This window comes from Lysinibacillus sp. NPDC093688 (assembly GCF_050280145.1).
Lineage (GTDB): Bacteria > Bacillota > Bacilli > Bacillales_A > Planococcaceae > Lysinibacillus > Lysinibacillus xylanilyticus_B.
The window spans coordinates 1-17,344 of sequence record NZ_JBNNUX010000046.1; the positions used below are offsets into that span (position 1 = coordinate 1).

General features: G+C 37.9%; 15 protein-coding genes, 1 rRNA gene and 1 other annotated feature. Of the genes, 12 read left to right on the forward strand and 4 right to left on the reverse strand.

What is annotated here, in order from left to right:
- The 4 genes from rrf to asnB all read left to right on the forward strand — a co-directional run.
- A 5S ribosomal RNA gene (gene rrf / locus ACQKN2_RS22435) occupies positions 1-105 on the forward strand; the annotation flags it as partial.
- A 299-nt stretch (positions 106-404) separates the two neighbouring features.
- On the forward strand, positions 405-1,868 hold the full coding sequence (gene guaB, locus ACQKN2_RS22440; RefSeq protein ID WP_197143168.1) for an IMP dehydrogenase: 1,464 nt from the start codon (positions 405-407) through the stop codon (positions 1,866-1,868).
- 142 nt (positions 1,869-2,010) lie between these two features.
- The gene (locus ACQKN2_RS22445; RefSeq protein ID WP_427416912.1) at positions 2,011-3,333 is read left to right on the forward strand and encodes a D-alanyl-D-alanine carboxypeptidase family protein; all 1,323 of its coding nucleotides are present in this window, start codon (positions 2,011-2,013) and stop codon (positions 3,331-3,333) included.
- Positions 3,334-3,435: 102 nt separating this feature from the next.
- Positions 3,436-5,274: an asparagine synthase (glutamine-hydrolyzing) gene (asnB, locus tag ACQKN2_RS22450; protein WP_427416913.1), complete on the forward strand. Its 1,839-nt coding sequence runs from the start codon at positions 3,436-3,438 to the stop codon at positions 5,272-5,274.
- A 25-nt stretch (positions 5,275-5,299) separates the two neighbouring features.
- On the opposite strand, the gene ACQKN2_RS22455 is transcribed toward asnB, so the two are convergent.
- A complete protein-coding gene (locus tag ACQKN2_RS22455) occupies positions 5,300-6,724 on the reverse strand; it encodes a PLP-dependent aminotransferase family protein (protein ID WP_427416914.1) in 1,425 nt (474 codons plus the stop codon).
- A gap of 105 nt (positions 6,725-6,829) precedes the next feature.
- Here ACQKN2_RS22455 and pdxS point away from each other — a divergent pair, with 105 nt between their 5' ends.
- From pdxS to serS, 3 genes are all read left to right on the forward strand, one after another.
- Positions 6,830-7,714: a pyridoxal 5'-phosphate synthase lyase subunit PdxS gene (pdxS, locus tag ACQKN2_RS22460; RefSeq protein ID WP_376078352.1), complete on the forward strand. Its 885-nt coding sequence runs from the start codon at positions 6,830-6,832 to the stop codon at positions 7,712-7,714.
- Between the two features lies 1 nt (position 7,715).
- Positions 7,716-8,279 carry a pyridoxal 5'-phosphate synthase glutaminase subunit PdxT gene (pdxT, locus tag ACQKN2_RS22465; RefSeq protein ID WP_427416915.1) on the forward strand — a complete coding sequence of 188 codons (564 nt, stop codon included), beginning with the start codon at positions 7,716-7,718 and terminating at the stop codon, positions 8,277-8,279.
- A gap of 49 nt (positions 8,280-8,328) precedes the next feature.
- Positions 8,329-8,545 (forward strand) — a binding site (T-box leader).
- 72 nt (positions 8,546-8,617) lie between these two features.
- Positions 8,618-9,898, forward strand: a complete 1,281-nt coding sequence (gene serS, locus ACQKN2_RS22470) for a serine--tRNA ligase (protein WP_427416916.1) — start codon at positions 8,618-8,620, stop codon at positions 9,896-9,898.
- A gap of 100 nt (positions 9,899-9,998) precedes the next feature.
- On the opposite strand, the gene ACQKN2_RS22475 is transcribed toward serS, so the two are convergent.
- The 3 genes from ACQKN2_RS22475 to tadA all read right to left on the reverse strand — a co-directional run bounded on the left by ACQKN2_RS22475 (position 9,999) and on the right by tadA (position 12,550).
- Positions 9,999-10,241, reverse strand: coding sequence for a TM2 domain-containing protein (locus tag ACQKN2_RS22475; RefSeq protein WP_400731230.1), 243 nt, complete (start codon positions 10,239-10,241; stop codon positions 9,999-10,001).
- Between the two features lie 256 nt (positions 10,242-10,497).
- Positions 10,498-11,628, reverse strand: a complete 1,131-nt coding sequence (locus ACQKN2_RS22480) for an SPFH domain-containing protein (protein ID WP_427416917.1) — start codon at positions 11,626-11,628, stop codon at positions 10,498-10,500.
- Between the two features lie 403 nt (positions 11,629-12,031).
- On the reverse strand, positions 12,032-12,550 hold the full coding sequence (gene tadA, locus ACQKN2_RS22485; protein WP_427416918.1) for a tRNA adenosine(34) deaminase TadA: 519 nt from the start codon (positions 12,548-12,550) through the stop codon (positions 12,032-12,034).
- A 255-nt stretch (positions 12,551-12,805) separates the two neighbouring features.
- Here tadA and ACQKN2_RS22490 point away from each other — a divergent pair, with 255 nt between their 5' ends.
- From ACQKN2_RS22490 to ACQKN2_RS22510, 5 genes are all read left to right on the forward strand, one after another.
- Positions 12,806-13,141, forward strand: coding sequence for a metalloregulator ArsR/SmtB family transcription factor (locus ACQKN2_RS22490; protein ID WP_134026819.1), 336 nt, complete (start codon positions 12,806-12,808; stop codon positions 13,139-13,141).
- Between the two features lie 20 nt (positions 13,142-13,161).
- Positions 13,162-14,112, forward strand: a complete 951-nt coding sequence (locus ACQKN2_RS22495; protein WP_427416919.1) for a cation diffusion facilitator family transporter — start codon at positions 13,162-13,164, stop codon at positions 14,110-14,112.
- Between the two features lie 81 nt (positions 14,113-14,193).
- A complete protein-coding gene (locus ACQKN2_RS22500; RefSeq protein WP_323651655.1) occupies positions 14,194-14,526 on the forward strand; it encodes a metal-sensitive transcriptional regulator in 333 nt (110 codons plus the stop codon).
- Positions 14,527-14,585: 59 nt separating this feature from the next.
- Positions 14,586-14,792, forward strand: coding sequence for a copper chaperone CopZ (gene copZ, locus ACQKN2_RS22505; RefSeq protein WP_068986807.1), 207 nt, complete (start codon positions 14,586-14,588; stop codon positions 14,790-14,792).
- Between the two features lie 81 nt (positions 14,793-14,873).
- Entirely contained in the window at positions 14,874-17,285 is a 2,412-nt protein-coding gene (locus ACQKN2_RS22510) for a heavy metal translocating P-type ATPase (RefSeq protein ID WP_427416920.1), read from the forward strand.
- Positions 17,286-17,344 lie beyond the last annotated feature (59 nt).

Genomic DNA, 17,344 nt, shown 5'->3' on the forward strand with positions numbered 1-17,344 from the left:
TGGCAAAGAGGTCACACCCGTTCCCATACCGAACACGGAAGTTAAGCTCTTTAGCGCCGATGGTAGTTGGGGGCTTCCCCCTGTGAGAGTAGGACGTCGCTAGGCAAAAACAGTCAGCTGTGTGCTGGCTGTTTTTTTTTTTTTTGAAAAACCTTAATAATTTATCAATAATTCCACAAAACTTGCTTAAAATAAGAAGAGCGTAACTGCTATTTATATAATAAATGTAGATAAAATTATAAAGCCTATATTTTCTTCCGTGTAAAAAAAGGGAGAAAAGGCTATCATTAATGCCACTTAGAAAAATCTGAATTGTCTTTCTTTTACAAGTTTCTTGACAGTAGCTTAGCACGTTGTTAATCTTACAATTAATATTCTTTTAACTATAGGAGGACGTTACGAAAATGTGGGAAACTAAATTTGCCAAAGAAGGTTTAACTTTTGATGATGTATTATTAGTACCAGCTCATTCAGAAGTATTACCGAAAGATGTTGATTTATCAGTTCAACTAACACCGAAGATTAAATTAAATATTCCAATGATCAGCGCAGGTATGGATACAGTTACAGAATCTAAAATGGCGATTGCTATGGCACGTCAAGGTGGTATCGGTATTATCCATAAGAACATGTCGCTCGATGAGCAAGCTGAGCAAGTAGAAAAAGTAAAACGTTCTGAAAATGGTGTTATCACAAACCCATTTTTCTTAACTCCGACTCACCAAGTTTTCGATGCTGAGCATTTAATGGGTAAATACCGAATTTCTGGTGTACCAATCGTTGATAGTATGGAAAACCAAAAGCTAGTAGGAATCATTACAAACCGCGACTTGCGTTTTATTTCTGACTATTCTTTAAAAATTGAAGATGTTATGACAAAAGAAGATTTAATTACAGCTCCTGTTGGAACGACTCTTGAGGATGCTGAAAAGATTCTTCAACAATATAAAATCGAAAAGCTACCAATTGTAGATGAAGAAGGTAAATTAACTGGATTAATTACAATTAAAGATATCGAAAAGGTAATTGAGTTCCCTAACGCTGCAAAAGACATACATGGTCGTTTATTAGTAGGGGCAGCAGTTGGTGTTTCAAAAGATACGATGATACGTATTGAAAAGCTTGTTGAAGCACAAGTAGACATCGTAGTAATTGACACAGCTCATGGTCATTCTGAGGGTGTATTACAAACAATTCGCTCTATCCGTGAATCTTATCCAGAGCTTGAAATTATCGCTGGTAACGTGGCAACAGCTGAAGGTGCACGCGCATTATTTGAGGCTGGTGCAGATGTAGTGAAAGTTGGTATTGGACCAGGATCTATTTGTACTACTCGTGTAGTAGCTGGTGTAGGTGTACCACAAATTACAGCTGTTTACGATTGTGCAACAGTAGCACGTGAACTTGGTAAAACAATTATTGCTGATGGAGGCATTAAGTATTCTGGTGACATCGTAAAAGCTCTTGCAGCAGGTGGTAATGTTGTAATGCTTGGTTCACTTCTTGCAGGTACTTCTGAATCTCCTGGTGAAACTGAAATCTTCCAAGGTCGTCGCTTCAAGGTATACCGTGGTATGGGTTCAATTGGCGCTATGGAAAAAGGTTCAAAGGATCGTTATTTCCAAGAGGATGCGAAAAAATTAGTACCTGAAGGTATTGAAGGTCGTCTTCCTTACAAAGGACCTCTAGCGGATACTATTTATCAACTAATCGGTGGTATTCGTGCAGGTATGGGCTATTGTGGTTCAGCTAACCTTGAGTTCTTACGTGAAAATGCTCAGTTTGTTCGAATGACAGGTGCAGGTCTACGTGAATCACATCCACATGATGTACAAATCACAAAAGAATCACCAAACTATTCGATGTAATATATTACTAGCAACTTTTATGCTCTCGAATCGTCTACAAAGATGACACGAGAGCATTTTTTTTATGATAGAGAGTGCGCACGGACATTACTATATATGATAAAATGTCGAGGATAAGAATATTTTTTGGAGGGCTTTAAAGGTGAAAAAGACAATGAACACTGTTATACGCTTACTCCTAATTCCTGTTTTGTTATTTAGTGTTTTAGCAGGTATTCCAGCGAAGGCAAATGCAGAAACAGATTTAGGACTACACGTGGATGCTGCAATTTTAATTGACGCAGATTCAGGAAAAATTTTATATGAACAAAATGCAGATACTTCACTAGGTATTGCAAGTATGACAAAAATGATGACTGAATATTTGTTATTGGATGCAATTGATGCAGGTACAGTTAAATGGGATCAAGAATATCACGTAACTGAATATACGTATAAAATGTCTCAAAACCGTGCATTAAGTAATGTACCATTGCGTAGAGATGGAACTTACAAAATTAAAGAATTATATGAGGCAATGGCAATTTACTCTGCAAATGCTGCTACAGCTGCTATAGCAGAAACAATTGCGGGTACTGAAACTGAATTTTTAAAGCTAATGAATAAAAAAGCAGAAGAGCTTGGTCTTACAGGCTATAAATTCGTAAACTCTACTGGTCTTAACAATGCAGATTTATTTGGTATGCAGCCAGCTGGTACTGGACCAAATGATGAAAACGTAATGCCTGCTAAATCTGTAGCTAAATTAGCATATCATTTACTAAAAGATCATCCAGACGTATTAAAAACGTCTAAAATTGCAAAAAAGACGTTCCGTGAAGGTACAGATGATAACATCGAAATGATAAACTGGAACTCTATGTTGCCGGAATTAGCGTACAAATATGAAGGCGTTGACGGATTAAAAACAGGTACAACAGACTTTGCGGGTCATTGCTTTACAGGTACAGCAGAGCGCAATGGTACACGTTTAATTTCTGTAGTTATGAAGGCTGTAGGAGAGGATCCAAAAAAAGCGCGCTTCGATGAAACAGCTAAATTGTTTAACTATGGTTTCTCACAATTTTCGAAACAAGAAATTATTCCTGCGAACTATAAGTTTAAAGATCAAGAAACAGTAAAAGTTACGAAAGGTAAAGAAAAGAATGTAGCGATTGCTGTTAAAGAACCAGTTTCATTTATGATCAGGTCATCTGAAAAAGACTTATATAAACCTAAACTAGTATTAGATAAAAAGAGTCTTGAAGCAGAGGTTAAGAAGGATACAGTTGTTGGGAAGGTAGTTATTGAGCGCTCAGAGGGCACAGATTACGGTTTTATTGACGGTAAGGACCTTAAAGCCGATGTTGTCACAACAGAGGCTGTGGAGCGTGCTGGCGGTATCTCTTTATTCTTCCAAGGTATTGGTAGCTTCTTCGGAAACTTATGGAGCAGCATTACTGACTTTGTTGGTGGCCTATTTTAATAAATAATTTAAAGAACACGTAGATGTTTTCAAACATCTCGTGTTCTTTTTCACGTTTTTTTGCTCTAGTGCATACGCTATTAGGCGAAAGGATGTGGCTAAATGTGTGGCATTACAGGATGGTCTAGTTTTCAAAAGGATTTAAGAACAAGTAATGAAATTCTAAAGTTAATGACGCAAACGTTAAATAAACGAGGGCCTGATGATGAAAATATTTGGTGTAGTGAGCATATTGCATTTGGCCATCGTCGGCTAGCTGTCATCGATTTAATCGGTGGGAAGCAACCGATGAAAAAAGTACATGATGGTGCAAACTATGTCATTACATATAATGGCGAGCTTTATAATACAGAAGAAATAAGGAAAGAGCTTCAAAATCGAGGGCATGTTTTTACAACACATTCAGATACGGAAGTATTATTAACTGCTTATATTGAATGGAAAGAGCAGTGTGTTGATTTTTTAAATGGAATTTTCGCTTTTGGTATATGGGATGAACAATCACAATCTCTTTTTTTATGCCGAGATCGACTAGGTGTAAAACCTTTGTTTTACACAGAACAACAAGGCGGCCTGCTTTTTGCATCCGAGGTGAAAGCATTATTAGCGCATCCGTTGATTAAAGCAACCGTTAATACGGAAGGGCTAGCAACTATTATGGCTGTAGGGCCGTCTAGAACGCCCGGAAAATCACTTTTTCAAAATATTAGTGAGCTACGTCCAGGATATGCAATGCGTTTCTCTAGAGAGGGTATACGAGTTTGGCAGTATTGGCAGTTACAAAGTAAACGACATGAAGAATCATTAGAGGAGACGATCGATCATGTCCGTTTTTTGCTAACGGATGCTATTGAACGACAGCTTATTTCAGACGTACCGATTTGTACATTTCTTTCAGGCGGATTAGATTCCAGCATTATTACTGGAATTGCAGCAAACAGGTTTCGTGAACAAAATAAAGGTATGCTCCATACGTATTCTATAGACTATGAGGATAATGAACGCTTCTTTAATCCACATGCTTTTCAAACATCAACAGACACGTATTGGATTCGAAAAATGACAGATACCTTTAGTACAACACATCATGCTGAGGAAATTTCTCAGCAGCAATTAATCGATTGGTTAGTAGAATCTGTCGTTGTTAGAGATTCACCGGGGATGGCAGATGTAGATTCATCGTTATTATGGTTTTGTCGAGAAATAAAAAAGGACTTTACCGTTGCACTCTCGGGTGAATGTGCAGATGAAATTTTCGGCGGCTATCCATGGTTTACAGAAACGACAACAGGTTTTCCTTGGATTCGTTCACTGTCTGAAAGATCAACAATGTTACAAGAGCGGTGGCGTAAGAAATTAACAGTTGAATCATTTGCACAACAAGCATATTCGGAAACAATTGCTGAAGTACCATATCTTGATGGAGAGAGTATTGAGGAAGTAAGGCAACGTGAAATGTTTTATTTGAATATGGTATGGTTTATGCAAACATTGCTGGAACGAAAAGACCGTATGAGTATGGGGGCGAGTCTTGAAGTTCGTGTTCCATTTGCAGATCATCGACTTGTGGAATATGCGTGGAATATTCCTTGGGAAATGAAAAATTTAGGCGGTATAGAAAAGGGTTTGCTTCGTAAGGCAATGCAACATTTATTGCCTGAAGAAGTTTTATATCGAAAAAAGAATCCGTACCCTAAAACGTATCATCCAGTTTATACAGCAGGTGTTCAAAAGTGGCTAAGAGAAATAATGGAGGATAAAAATTCAATTCTTCATGAATTATTTGAGCGACAGAAGCTAATAGGGTTAATTGAATCTGGTGGTAGTTCTTTCAAAGTTCCTTGGTATGGACAATTAATGGCAGGTCCACAGCTCTTAGCTTATCTTGGGCAAATTCATACATGGTTTAAACTATATAATATTCAACTAATTGAATCATAATATAAAGAAAACACCTAACAACCTTTTAACGTGGGGTTGATAGGTGTTTTTTCTGTATGTCCCAACAGCTCATTAGCTTTTCAATCGAAGGTTCAATTTCATGTACAGATATACCTCCAAAACCTAGTAAAAATTGAGCTTGTGGAGGTGCGGAGTGATCCAGGCGATAATCAGATAGTGGATAGATTTTGATTTCCGCATTGGAGGCAAGCTGCTGTAATTGCTTTTCGGACAAAGTATGTTGTACATCGAGTAAAATATGCATTCCTGCTTGCTCGCCAGTAATGTTAATTTGATTAGAATAGTTTTCTAAAATAGAAGTAAGTTTTTCATGCTTTTTTCGATAAACCTTCCTCATTCGATTTAAATGCTTGGCAAAATGGCCATCACGCATAAAATTAGCTACGATATGTTGATCAAAACGAGGTACTGTTGATGAATAGTAATTAAACACATCATTATAAGTAGCAAGTAGTTTTGATGGAAGTACAAAATAAGCAACACGTAAGGACGGCATTAATGATTTTGTAAATGTACTCATATAAATGACTTTATCATTTCGATCTAATGCATGGAGTGCAGGAATTGGTTTTCCAGTATAACGAAATTCGGAATCATAATCATCTTCAATTATGTATCGAGAGGAGCTTTGCGCGGCCCAATTTAAAGCCTGTGCACGTCTTGTAGCCGATAATACTGCCCCTGTAGGGAATTGGTGTGATGGTGTGATATAGACAACGTCAGCACTAGTTTTTTCGAGCTCATGAATGACAATTCCTTCATCATCGACCGCAATTGGATAGACTTTTCGTTTATGCTGGGAAAACATACGATGCACAGCTGGATAGCCTGGGTTTTCAAGTGCAAAGCAAGTATCGTCACCAAAGAGGCGCAATATCATTGGTAGAAGCTGTTCTGTTCCTGAGCCGATGACAATTTGCTCGGGACTACAAACAACCCCGCGTGATTGAAATAAATAATTAGCAATCTCCGTTCGTAAAGATAGTTCTCCCTGAGGCTCACCTGTTAATAATAATTCCTTTGAGGCATCATCAAAGAGCTCTTTCGCATATTTCCGCCATGTTTGAAATGGGAAAGCATCAATATCGATAGAACCAGGATTAAAATCTATCTTGTACGATTTTTTCTTAGCTTGTTCGTGTATAGACGCTATTGTGTCCTGCTGAATATATGGGAGCTCGTCAATTTCCTCTACAAAATAACCGACGCGAGATTTAGACATAATATAGCCTTCTGCAAGTAGCTGTGCATATGCAATTTCGATAGTTGTTTGAGAAATATTCAAAAAATCGGCTAATTTTCTTTTTGATGGTAATTTTTCTCCTACTGCAATTTTCTTTGAAATAATAGCTTCTTTAATGCCGCTATAAAGCTGGTCATAGAGCGGTTTTTCACCATTTTTTTCTAGTTGAAATAATAACATGTCCATGTGCATTAATCCCCCTGACCTTATGGTTATTTTATAAACTGGATATTTTTATATGGTCAATTTCCATTATACTAAATTTCATCATAAAGGTGGAGGTTAGAAATCATGAGACAAACAGGTACAGAATTAGTGAAGCGCGGGATGGCAGAAATGCAAAAGGGTGGCGTCATTATGGATGTTATTAATGCAGAGCAGGCGAAAATTGCGGAAGCAGCAGGAGCTGTAGCTGTCATGGCATTAGAACGAGTACCATCAGACATTCGTAAGGCGGGTGGAGTAGCACGTATGGCGGATCCTCGTATTGTCGAGGAGGTCATGGGGGCTGTATCCATTCCTGTAATGGCTAAAGCACGTATTGGACATATTGTAGAAGCAAGAGTGTTAGAAGCAATGGGTGTTGATTATATTGATGAAAGTGAAGTGTTAACTCCAGCAGATGAGGAGTTCCATTTATTAAAAAGTGATTATACAGTGCCTTTTGTTTGTGGGTGTCGTGATTTAGGAGAAGCAGCTAGACGCATTGGCGAAGGGGCTTCCATGCTACGAACTAAAGGAGAACCAGGGACGGGTAATATTGTAGAGGCTGTTCGCCATATTCGTAAAGTGAATGCGCAAGTACGTAAAGTAGTTGGTATGACGGAGGACGAATTAATGACAGAGGCTAAATTGCTAGGTGCTCCTTTTGAATTATTAAGAGAAATTAAGCGTCATGGTCGTTTACCAGTCGTGAATTTTGCAGCAGGTGGAGTTGCTACGCCAGCGGATGCAGCATTAATGATGGAGCTTGGAGCTGACGGTGTATTTGTTGGTTCTGGTATTTTCAAATCAGAAAACCCAGAGAAATTTGCTCGTGCAATTGTTGAAGCCACTACACATTATAAGGACTACAAGCTAATTGCAGAGATTTCAAAAGAGCTAGGTGTTCCGATGAAAGGCATCGATATTGCACAGCTTAGTCAAAATGAGCGTATGCAAGAGCGAGGCTGGTAAGATGAAGCGAATTGGTGTTTTAGCATTACAGGGAGCGGTGCGAGAGCATGTGCAAATGTTAGAGTCTCTCGGATGCGAAGCTGTCTTAGTAAAACAAAGAAGTGATTTAGAGAAGCTTGATGGACTTGTCTTACCTGGTGGAGAAAGCACAACGATGCGGAAATTGCTGAATCGATATGAGCTATTAGAGCCAATTCGCACACTAGCAAAGCAAGGTTTACCGATGTTTGGAACATGTGCAGGATTGATTTTATTAGCAAAGGAATTAGTGAATTATGAGTCACATTTAGCTGTAATGGATGTTGCAGTTGCACGAAATTCCTATGGACGCCAAGTGGATAGCTTTGAAGTGAAGCTCGACATACCTGAAATAGGTGCTGCCATTCCGGCTGTTTTTATACGTGCTCCACATATTGTTTCCGTAGGTGAAGGTGTTAAAGTATTAGCAGAGCATGACGGGAAAATCGTGTTAGCAAAAGACGGTCATTTTCTAGGCTGTTCCTTCCATCCTGAATTAACGTCAGATACACGTATTCTTGAATATTTTGTATCTTCTATGGTATAACTTGCAAAATATCATTTCATATAGTACAGTATGGATAAAATTTAAATAACTGAACACGATGATGGGAAGTAGTAGCAAGCACGTTTTTTTTAGAGAGTCAGCGGGTGGTGGAAGCTGATAAAAGCACTTGTGAATCCGTCCTGGAGTTGCGCAGTCGAAGTGAATGAAGTAGGCTGTCGCCGGCTGAAATGCCGTTATGAAATAAGTGGATTAGACAAAGTGTCTAATCAATTAGGGTGGCAACGCGGGTAGCTCTCGTCCCTTTCTGGGGATGAGGGCTTTTTTTGTGTTTCTACTAACTATTTTCCCATCATTAGGAATCTACTGGAGGTATGACGATGTTAGATATTAAACGCGTGCGCGACAATTTCGCGGAAATTAAAGAAATGCTATTAACACGTAATGAGGATTTAGGAAACTTAGACGATTTTGAACAATTAGATGCAAAGCGTCGTGAATTAATTGCAAAAACAGAAGAGCTTAAAGCTGAGCGCAATAAAGTATCTGAGCAAATTTCTATTATGAAGCGTAATAAAGAAAATGCGGATGAAGTTATTGCACGTATGCGTCAGGTTGGCGATGAAATTAAAGAGCTAGATGTTCAATTAAATGATGTAGAAGAACGCTTTAAAGATATGATGATGCGTTTACCAAACGTTCCACATGAATCTGTACCAGTCGGCACAACAGAGGATGATAATGTAGAGGAATATACTTGGGGTGAGGTACCAACATTTGATTTTGACATTAAAGCACACTGGGATATCGCTACGGACCTACAAATTGTTGACTTTGAACGTGGTGCAAAAGTGACTGGTAGTCGTTTCTTATTCTATCGTGGTCTTGGCGCTCGTTTAGAACGTGCATTAATGACATTTATGATGGACTTACATGCAGAAGAGCATGGCTATGAAGAAATGCTACCACCTGTAATTGTTAATCGTGATAGCTTAACAGGTACAGGACAACTACCTAAATTTGAAGAAGATGTCTTTAAATTGGTTGACACAGATTATTTCATGATTCCAACAGCAGAAGTACCTGTAACAAACTTCTACCGTGATGAAATTTTACCTATTGAAGCATTACCACAAGGCTTTGCAGCATACAGTGCTTGCTTCCGTTCAGAGGCAGGATCTGCGGGCCGCGATACACGTGGTTTAATTCGCCAACATCAATTCAACAAAGTAGAATTAGTACGCTTTGTAAAACCAGAAGAATCTTATGAACAGCTAGAACTATTAACAGGTCATGCAGAAAAAGTACTACAATTATTAGGGTTACCATACCGCAAACTAAAAATGTGTACAGCTGATTTAGGCTTTACTGCAGCGAAAAAGTACGATTTAGAAGTTTGGATTCCAGCCCAAAATATGTACCGTGAAATCTCTTCTTGCTCTAACTTTGAAGATTTCCAAGCACGTCGAGCGAATGTTCGCTTCCGTCGTGAGCCAAATGCAAAACCAGAGTATGTACACACATTAAATGGTTCAGGTCTTGCAATCGGCCGTACAGTAGCAGCAATCTTAGAAAATTATCAGCAAGCTGATGGAAGCGTAGTGATTCCTGAAGTATTAAGACCATATATGGGCGGAAAAGAAGTAATCGCTCCGAAATAAATAATGTCGGCACTGCACCAAAAGCGAAGCGGCTGATGAAAAGAAAAAACTACTGTTGAAAATCTAATTTCAACAGTAGTTTTTCTTTTTTTAAAGTAGGTTAGCGAGGTCGAACTCGATGTTTTACAGAGAAATTATGTTCATTAGAAAGCAAGTAAATTACGCCCTCTATAAAGCCTATAAATGCTGGGATATATGTCCAGAAGAAGATGAGGTACAATATACCTTGTCCAATTTTCCCTAAGTAAAATTTATGGATTCCGATTCCACCTAAAAAGATAGCAAGTATCCCTGCGACCGTTTTATTTTTTATCGGCCAAGAAGGGTCGATGCCATCATACATAGGCACTTGCTGAGGCTGTGTTTGATAGACAGGTTGAGGCTGTTGTTGATAAACAGGTTGTTGCACAATTTGCTGTTTGTTAGGGAAATTGAATTTTTCACCACAATATTTACATTGAGCCAATGTAACATCAGCAGGTGCACCACATTGTGGGCATTCAACATTGTTCATATTAATATCTCCTAATCAATGATTATTGTTTTTGTAAGTATCTCTTTTGGATATCGTTTTTTCTATAAATAACTAGTAGATGAATTCATTTAACTTGAGTGCCGCAGTTATTACAAAATATCGAAGTAATATCTAGTTCTTGCCCACATGAACAAATTGGTTTAAGTAAACTAATACCGCAAGAACTACAGAATTTTGATGATTCTTCGTTTTCACCCTGGCAGGAATGACATGTAATGACCTTAAGCGTTAAATTTTCACCGCATAAATTGCAAAACTTACTAGTAGACGAAATGTTACCATGGCAAGAAGGGCATATTTTATGTGTGACATTATTGGTAGGCTGTTGTACTTGTTGGTTCATCATAGTCACCATACCTTGCCCTACACCTAAGCCAACTCCACTTGTAGCAAATAATCCAGCTACTCCATTCTCATTTGATGCAGCAGACTCATATATATCAAAGCTACGTTGTGTTACATAACGATTGTCACCCATTATTTCAAATTTAGCTTTATCTTGTAAAATTTCATTTATTTTATCGAAATCTTCCTCTGGGAAATTAATTGATTGAATATGGAAATGGGCCATTATAAAACCATACGCATTGAATTCTTTAGATATTTTCTCTTTTAAACTATTTGAAATATTATGGAGCTCTGTTGTTATTTCAAGTGCAGAAATCTTCTCATTAATAATTTTATTTGCAAGTTCAGTTTTTATTGAAGTAATAAGAGAACCTTTAAAGTAACCTTGTACTTTTTCATAGCTAACAATATCATCTTTATTCATAGAGCCTATAACTTCTGTAAAGAACAATAAGTAATCATCAAGACGAAGGGACAGTTGCCCAAACGCTCGTATACGTAATTTTACAAAGTATTTTGGGTCAATCAGTTGAATAGGATCAGAGGTTCCCCAATGTAAATCCATTTTTGACGTAAGATTTATAAAGTATATCTCTGCTGAAAAAGGGGTCTTTCCTCCATAAGCAAGATTCACTATGTTATGCAGTAATGGTAAATTATTTGTAGATAAAATATGTGTACCCGAATTAAACACATCACATATTTGGCCACCCTTTACAAAAACGGCTACTTGTCCTTCGTTAACTATAAGTGTAGTACCTAACACTAACTTATCAGTTGGATGTTTGTAGATTAACCAATCACGCGAACGTAATCCATCGAACTTCACTCTATCCAAAATAGGCATTAATGTACTTCCCTCCCATTTATTCACTGTGCTTATAACTAGTTATATTCTCCCTTTTCAGTTTATACATGTCAACAAATTATATGTATTGAATTTTTTCTATGGATTAGAATTGTCACTATTCAAAAAGAAGGTATCTCAGATTGAGATACCTTCTCTTATGGGAAATTATCAATTATGCCACGGCATAATTGTGTCCGGAATCGGCTTTGTGCTTAGGCCAGCACGAGGGCCGACACGATGTCGGTCATTTCGGTAATGCCACAGGACGTGGCGTTCTTAGACTGAGCCCCTCTATTAAGCGGATGTTTGGACACCTGTAGCTGACGCTTCGCTTTCGCTACAAAAAAACATTTGTAACTGTCGTTTCACTTACGTTACATAAAACAATTGCTGAAAGAATTTAAATTTTTCCATTATCGGATGTTAAAGCTTGTCGCGCTTTTTTCTCAGCTTTTTTTCGTTCACGCAAAGCTCGGAAAAAATCGGTTAAGATTTGTCCGCATTCCTCAGCTAAAATCCCTTCTGTTACTTCACATTCATGGTTAAAGCGTGCATCGTTTAATAAACGATAGAGTGAGTCTACACAGCCCGCTTTTATATCTCTGGCACCATATACAACACGTGGCACACGAGATTGTAAAATGGCACCTGCACACATAGGGCAAGGTTCAAGCGTCACATAAAGTGTTGTTTTTTCAAGACGCCAGCTACTTATTTTTTTACAAGCCTCTTGAATAACCATTAGTTCAGCGTGCGTCGTTGCGTTTTGTGTTGTTTCTCGTAAATTATGAGCCCGCGCAATAATCTCTCCATCGTAGACAAGCACAGCTCCTATCGGCACTTCCCCAAGTAAAGCTGCTTTTTTAGCTTCTTCCAGTGCACTGTTCATAAACAATCGGTCTGTTTCAAAAATATCCACTATGATCTCTCCTTATCATTTAGTGTATCTTGCTTAATTGACAATTGCTACTATCAAATATGTCTCGGCATCATTGTAGCTGTCGCTTTGCTTTCGCTACAGAAAACATTTGTAGCTGTCGCTTCGCTTTCGCACAGATAAACAATGCCTCCGGATTATGTAAGAAGTTAAAACGTTGACATATCCAAAACAACCAACTATATTTATATATGAACACATGCTCATATATAAATATATAAGTTAGGGGTAAACTAAATGGATGAAAAATTACGAAATACAGAGGTTCATAATAACAAAGAACAACATTTAGACGAAGAAACACTATTCGTCGTGTCTCAAACATTTAAAGCTTTAAGTGATCCGACAAGAATTCGCATTTTGAATTTATTATGTACGGATGAGCATTCAGTCAACGACATCGCTGAAATTTTAGATTTAGGTCAATCAACAGTTTCACATCAGTTACGTTTTTTGAAAAATTTACGGTTAGTGAAATATAGAAGGGAAGGCACAACCTTATATTATTCAAAAGATGATGATCACATTATGAATTTGTTAATGCAAGCTATTGAGCATGCTGCACATAACTAGAACTAATGGAGGGATAAAAAATGGGACATAATCATGATCACAGCCATGACCATACACATGGCGCAAATAAAAAGGTGTTAATCTTATCATTTATTATTATTACGAGTTATATGGTTGTTGAAGCGATTGGTGGCTATTTAACAAATAGTTTGGCTCTTTTATCCGATGCAGGACATATGTTAAGTGACTCGATTTCATTAGCAATAGCCTTACTCGCTTTTATATTTGGAGAAAAGGCTGCGAGCTATAGTAAAACGTACGGTTATAAACGATTTGAAATTTTAGCAGCGGTATTAAATGGTGTGACTTTAATTTTGATTGCTTTATTCATTTTCTATGAAGCAATAGAACGTTTTGCCAATCCACCAGAAGTAGCAACTACAGGCATGCTAGTTATTAGTACAATCGGTCTTTTGATAAATATTTTAGTAGCTTGGATTATGATGCGTGGCAGTGATACAAAAGATAATTTAAATATGCGTGGAGCTTTTTTACACGTATTAAGCGATATGCTTGGATCTGTAGGGGCCATCGTTGCCGCATTGTTAATAATGTTTTTTGGTTGGGGCTGGGCTGATCCACTTGCGAGTGTTATTGTTGCAATATTAGTGTTGAGAAGCGGCTACTATGTAACGAAGGCTGCTGTCCATGTTCTCATGGAAGGAACACCTACAAATATAGACGTTCAGGAAATCATACAAACGATTGTACAAACAAATGGCGTTCAGAGTATTCATGATTTACACATTTGGACAATAACAAGTGGAACAAATGCACTTTCTTGTCATGCAGTTGTCGCTGATCAGCTAAAAATTGCGGATAGTGAGCATATATTACGAGAAATTGAACATAATCTTGAGCATAAGGGCATAAAGCATGTAACGATTCAATTGGAAACAGTAGCGCATAAGCATGATCATTCAATTTTATGTACAATAAAAAATGAGCAGTCGAATCATCATCATCATTAATAAAAATTTTTTAGTTCATTTTACACTTTACATACCCTTCGTGGGTATAGTATGATGAGTGTGAAGTAGGAGGTGTACTTAATGGAGGATATAGTGAAAGAGGCTGCTTGTCATACAGAGGAAGCTACGTCGTGTCGAAAAAGCCATCATCCTGAACGCGTAAAAAAAGATTTAACGACTCGTTTAAATCGAATTGAAGGTCAAATCCGAGGTATTAAAGGGATGATTGACAAAGATGTTTACTGTGATGATATTATTACGCAACTGTCTGCCACACAGTCTGCTTTAAATAGTGTAGCAAAGATATTATTAGAAGGTCATTTAAAGGGATGTGTAGTAGATCGCCTATCAGAAGGTGATGAAGCAGTGTTAGACGAATTAGTAGTGACTATCCAAAAATTAATGAAGAAATAAAATTTTTTTAATAAATATATACCCCTATACAGTATCTAAATTAAAAGGAGAGATATTTTATGCAAAACGTAACTTTAAACGTACAAGGAATGTCATGTGGACATTGTGTAAACTCAGTGGAAAAAAGTGTTGGAGCTTTAGCTGGTGTTGAACAAGTAAAAGTAAACTTAGCTGATGGTTTAGTAGATGTAGCGTTTGATGAAACACAAGTATCTCTAGACCAAATTAAAGAAACAATCGACGATCAAGGCTATGACGTTAAATAATATAAATAGGGTGCTCAGGTAGCACTCTATTATTTTCAATTACACATACCCCTAGTTGGTATGTAGGGAGGAGAAATGATCATGAGTTCAGAAATAAAGGAAGCGAATTTGCAAATTACAGGTATGACATGTGCAGCCTGTGCCACTCGTATAGAAAAAGGTTTAAATAAAATGGATGGTGTAGAACAAGCGACGGTTAATTTAGCTCTTGAAAAATCATCCATTAAATATGATCCGACAAAATTAAGTGAAGAAGATTTTGAAAAGAAAATTGAAGCACTTGGATATGGTGTCGTTAAACAAAAAACAGAATTCGACATTACAGGCATGACATGTGCGGCCTGCGCTACACGTATAGAAAAGGGTTTAAACAAACTAGCAGGTGTATCCTCTGCGAACGTAAACTTAGCACTTGAAAAAGCAACTATTGAATTTAACCCATCTGAAGTGACGATTGCAGATATTATTGCGAAGGTTGAGAAATTAGGATATGAAGCGCATCAAAAAGCAAATGAGCAAGAAACAGTAGATCATCGAGAACAGGCCATCAAACAACAGCAACAAAAATTTATTTTATCGGCCATTCTTTCATTACCATTACTTTGGACGATGGTAGGACACTTTTCATTTACATCATTTTTATATGTCCCTGAATTTTTAATGAATCCGTGGGTACAAATGGTGTTGGCTACCCCCGTTCAATTTATTATTGGGAAGCAATTTTATGTTGGGGCATACAAAGCTTTACGCAATGGTAGTGCCAATATGGATGTACTTGTAGTGATGGGAACATCTGCGGCGTATTTTTATAGTGTATATCAAGCCATTATTACTACGGGGTCACATCATGCCCCTCACTTATATTTTGAAACGAGTGCTGTATTAATTACTTTAATTTTATTAGGTAAATTATTTGAGGCAAAAGCGAAAGGTCGCTCATCTGAAGCAATCAAAAAATTAATGGGTCTTCAGGCAAAAACGGCCATCGTTGTCCGTGACGGTGTGGAGAAAGAAGTAGCATTAGAAGAAGTAGTTATTGGCGACATTATTTTAGTGAAACCGGGTGAAAAAATTCCTGTTGATGGTGAAGTGTTAGAAGGAACAACAGCTGTTGATGAATCAATGTTAACGGGGGAAAGTTTACCTGTTGATAAAAAGCAAGGTGACCAATTATTTGGTTCTACTATTAATAAAAATGGTTTTATTAAAATGACAGCAACTAAAGTTGGGCGCGATACAGCCTTAGCTCAAATTATTAAAGTTGTAGAAGATGCACAAGGCTCAAAAGCGCCAATCCAACGTTTAGCAGACCAAATTTCAGGCATTTTTGTACCAATCGTTGTTGGTATTGCGATTGTAGCATTTTTAATCTGGATTATTTGGGTGCGACCTGGTGAATTTACACCTGCACTAGAAGTATTAATTGCAGTTCTCGTTATCGCTTGTCCATGTGCGCTTGGATTAGCAACGCCAACATCGATTATGGCGGGCTCTGGCCGTGCGGCGGAGTTTGGTATTTTATTTAAAGGTGGAGAGCATTTAGAGCAAACACAAAGTATTGATACAGTAGTTGTTGATAAAACAGGTACAGTAACACACGGCAAACCTGTATTAACGGATGTCGTATTAGCGGCAAATCAAGACGAAACACGCTTTTTATCGTTAATTGGCGCAGCAGAGAAGCAATCCGAGCATCCGTTAGCAGAAGCAATTGTTCAGGGCATTGCTGATCGTGGTATTGACCTAGGAGATGTTCAATTCTTTGAAGCAATACCAGGTTACGGAGTGCAAGCGACTGTATCCGGTCAAGGCGTTGTCATCGGTACTCGTAAATTGATGCAACAATACGGTATTCATATTGATGATATTCTACCAACAATGGAGCAATTAGAGGAAAACGGTAAAACGGCCATGTTAGCTGCGATTAACGGTCAGTATGCTGGTCTAGTAGCAGTTGCTGATACAGTGAAAGATACTTCAAAAGAAGCGGTTAGTCGTCTACAAGAGATGGGCATTACGGTGATTATGATGACTGGTGATAATGAACGTACAGCACAAGCAATTGGAGCAGAAGTTGGTGTGAATCATGTGATTGCAGAAGTACTTCCGGAAGGCAAAGCGAATGAAGTGAAAAAACTGCAAGCTACAGGTAAAAAAGTGGCGATGGTTGGTGATGGTATTAATGATGCACCGGCACTTGTGACGGCTAATATTGGGATGGCGATTGGTACCGGTACAGACGTAGCTATGGAAGCAGCGGATATCACACTGATTAGAGGCGATTTAAACAGTATCGCGGATGCTATCATAATGAGTCGTAAAACAATGCGCAACATTAAACAAAACTTATTCTGGGCATTTGCTTACAATACATTAGGTATTCCAATTGCCGCAATCGGTTTACTAGCTCCTTGGGTAGCAGGTGCAGCGATGGCGTTTAGTTCAGTATCTGTTGTATTAAATGCACTGCGTTTACAGCGAGTTAAATTATAAGGTTAAAAATAGATCCACTACGGTGGGTCTATTTTTTTGTCGCCTATTTTATAGAGAAA